Source organism: Mesorhizobium sp. M4A.F.Ca.ET.050.02.1.1 (genome assembly GCF_003997725.1).
Classification (GTDB): domain Bacteria; phylum Pseudomonadota; class Alphaproteobacteria; order Rhizobiales; family Rhizobiaceae; genus Mesorhizobium.
Genome location: NZ_RZSG01000677.1, coordinates 1 through 3,263, shown reverse-complemented (window position 1 = coordinate 3,263; position 3,263 = coordinate 1). Strand labels below are relative to the sequence as shown.

The window sequence follows — 3,263 nt, the reverse complement described above, 5'->3', positions numbered from 1 at the left end:
CGCCCCTGTCACCGGCGGCCTCGCCGCTTGCGACCTCGGCGGCGCTGTCGCCGGGCTCCTCGGAACCGGCGGCGCTGGCCTCGCGCTTGTGTTCGCCACGGTCGCGGTTCTTGCCGCCGCGCCGGCGACCGCGCCGGCCGCGATCGCGGGCCTGGTGCTCCTCGCCGTCGCCGTCCTCATCGTCTTCGTCCTCGGCCTCCTGCGCTTCCGCGCGCAACAGTGCCTGACGGTCGGCGACCGGGATCTGATAGTAGTCGGGGTGGATTTCACTGAAGGCGAGGAAACCGTGACGGTTGCCGCCATACTCGACAAAAGCTGCCTGAAGGGACGGTTCGACGCGCGTTACGCGGGCGAGGTAGATGTTTCCTTTGAGCTGCTTCTTGTCCTGGGATTCAAAGTCGAATTCTTCAATACGGTTACCGCGAATGACGACAACGCGTGTTTCCTCCTGGTGGGAGGCGTCTATCAGCATCTTGTTGGGCATTATTTCGTTTCCTCCCGGCAGCCGCCAGCCGCAGCTTGCGGGGCAAAGCCCGCTGCTTCGGTCCTGGAACATGGATGCCGGACAATTGAACGTCCGCCGGCCGCCGCTTGAGCGCTATGGCGGTGCCGCCCGCAGCCACGATGGCGCGGTTTGCTGCGGACCTTTCCATGATTGCGCTTGAAGCCATTGGCACCAGCAGAACCTTTTGAACCAAAGCCCGGACGAACCGGACCAGCTTGTTTGCTCATACAGAGCCGGCGCGGGACACCCCGGCCGTTTTCCTCACGCAAGCGATTCCCCCGCCACGGGCGCACGCCTGCGAAATTCGTCGCGATCACCTGAAGCCTTTTCGCTGGAAGCGAAAGGAGCCGCCTTTCATCTGACCTGTAGCAGGAAGCTGCGGAGGAAGCGGTTCCAGGATTGCAGTGATCCACCATCGCTTTTATGATTTGGCGGCAGGGAAGGCGACCCCGATTTCGGATGCCGGCAAAAAGGAGTTCCCTAAGGGAAGCCCGGCCTTCAATTCCTTGCGCGAAAAGGCTTGGTTAACCTTCTCTGGATACCAATCGTTAATCGAGTTCGCGGCCTTGCCGGCACTTCGATGCAACGACCGGCGCCTGGCGCCAAACCGGGAGTAACTGAAAGAACATGGGACTGGCAGGCACCGCAAACAAGGGTCGTTGCGCAGCCTGGCCTGTCTTGCATGCGGCCTGCGCGTTTTTGCTTATGGCGGTTTTCCTCGGCCTGTCGGGCGTTTCCCGCGCCGGAGACGCGCCGCTCGGCGCCACCAGCTACAAGATGGCCGGCGATGCCACCAAGATGCGCATCGTCATGACTTTCGACCGCGAGCCCGACATTAAATGGTTCCTGCTGCGCGGCCCCAATCGCCTCGTCGTTGACCTGCCGCGCACCAGATTCGCCATGAGTGCCAAGGATGTGAAGGCGCGCGGCCTGGTCCGGGCTGTACGCTACGGCGATCAGGGTGAGGGGTCACGGCTGATCCTCACCAGCAAGGGGCCGTTTGCGGTCGACAAGCTCGACGTACTCAAGAACGACGACGGCGGCGGCTATCGCATCGCCATCGACATATCGGCGGCCTCCGCGCGGGAATTCGATGCCGCGCTCGCCAACCAGGCGTTGACCACCGGCTCGACGGTGTCAACCGACAAGGGCGGCAGGGTCGGAACCGGGCCGATCTCCAATCCCGGCCATCGCTTCACCGTCGTCATCGATCCCGGCCATGGCGGCGTCGACGGCGGCGCCGAGGGTCTCAACGGCACCATCGAGAAGAATGTCACGCTCGCCTTCGCCACCGAGTTGCGCGACCAGCTCGTCGCGGTCGGCAAATACGATGTGTTCATGACGCGCGAGACGGACGAGTTCCTGCGGCTGGACGACCGGGTGCGCATCGCCCGCCAGCATGAGGCCGACCTGCTGATATCGATCCACGCCGACACGATCAGCGTCAAGGGCATTCGCGGCGCCACCGTCTACACCGTCTCCGACAAGGCTTCCGATCCCGAGGCGCAGGCGCTCGCCGATCGCGAGAACCTCTCCGACCAGTTCGCCGGCATGGAGATCAAGGACGACAACAAGGAAGTGACCGACATCCTGATCGACCTGATCCGCCGCGAGACCCACAGCTTCTCGATGAGCTTTGCCCATACGCTGGTCGGGCAGCTTTCGACCAGCGTCGGCCTGATCAACAATCCGCAGCGCTCTGCCGGGTTCAAGGTGCTGAAGGCGCCTGACGTGCCTTCAGTGCTGGTCGAGCTGGGCTATCTCTCCAACGCCAAGGACGAAGCGCAACTGCTCAGCGCCGACTGGCGCGGCAAGGCCGCGCAGAGCATAACCAACGCCGTCGCGCTGTTCGCATCAGCCAAGGCCGGAACGGGGACCGGAGGCTGAGGTGGCTGCCGCCTGCAACCAGAGGCGGCGTTGCACGGCGACAACACCCGGCGCTATAATTTCCCGAGAGGGAAGCCGAAAACCCGGTGCTGCCGTATTTTGTCCACATGGTGGCGACATGGGTTTTCCATTGCGGATTGGGACCGTCCCGGAAGCTTGCGCCAAAGGCGGCTTCGTTTAGGAAATTCCCGAACCACGGACTGGAGCGGGCATGATTCGTCTCATCGGCTATTTCTTCGGCATCGGAACGACGCTGGCCCTTATCGTGGCCGCCGGCGTGGCGATCTACATCAGCCATCTGGCGAAGGATCTGCCCGACTACGAGGTGCTGGCCAAATACGAGCCGCCGGTGACGACGCGCATCCATGCGTCGGATGGCTCGCTGATGGCTGAATATGCGCGCGAGCGCCGTCTCTATCTGCCGATCCAGGCGGTCCCGGATCGTGTGAAGGCCGCCTTCCTCTCGGCCGAGGACAAGAATTTCTACAACCATCCCGGCATTGACGTGACCGGCCTCGGCCGCGCCATCATCGTCAACCTGCAGAATTTTGGGTCGGGCAGACGCCAGGTCGGTGCCTCGACGATCACCCAGCAGGTGGCGAAGAACTTCCTGCTCACCTCGGACCAGACCTACGAGCGCAAGATCAAGGAGATGATCCTGGCCTTTCGCATCGAGCAGGCCTACTCGAAGGACCGCATCCTCGAGCTCTATCTCAACGAGATTTTCTTCGGCTTCGGCGCCTATGGCGTGGCCGGCGCGGCGCTGACCTATTTCGACAAGTCGGTCAACGAGCTCACGGTGGCAGAGGCGGCCTATCTCGCCTCGCTGCCGAAAGGCCCCAACAACTATCACCCCTTCAAGCATGCCGAC

2 protein-coding genes and 1 pseudogene are annotated in these 3,263 nt (G+C 62.9%); 2 read left to right on the top strand and 1 reads right to left on the bottom strand.

Annotation, left to right across the window (positions count from 1 at the left end):
• Positions 1–484, bottom strand: a pseudogene (locus EOA33_RS29175) (S1 RNA-binding domain-containing protein); the annotation flags it as partial.
• Between the two features lie 648 nt (positions 485–1,132).
• On the opposite strand from EOA33_RS29175, the gene EOA33_RS29170 reads away from it, so the two are divergent.
• Complete coding sequence (locus EOA33_RS29170; RefSeq protein ID WP_126054379.1) at positions 1,133–2,392, top strand: N-acetylmuramoyl-L-alanine amidase; 1,260 nt, start codon at positions 1,133–1,135, stop codon at positions 2,390–2,392.
• Positions 2,393–2,603: 211 nt separating this feature from the next.
• Positions 2,604–3,263 (top strand): transglycosylase domain-containing protein (locus EOA33_RS29165; RefSeq protein ID WP_190234403.1); only part of this gene is annotated, 660 nt, incomplete at its 3' end.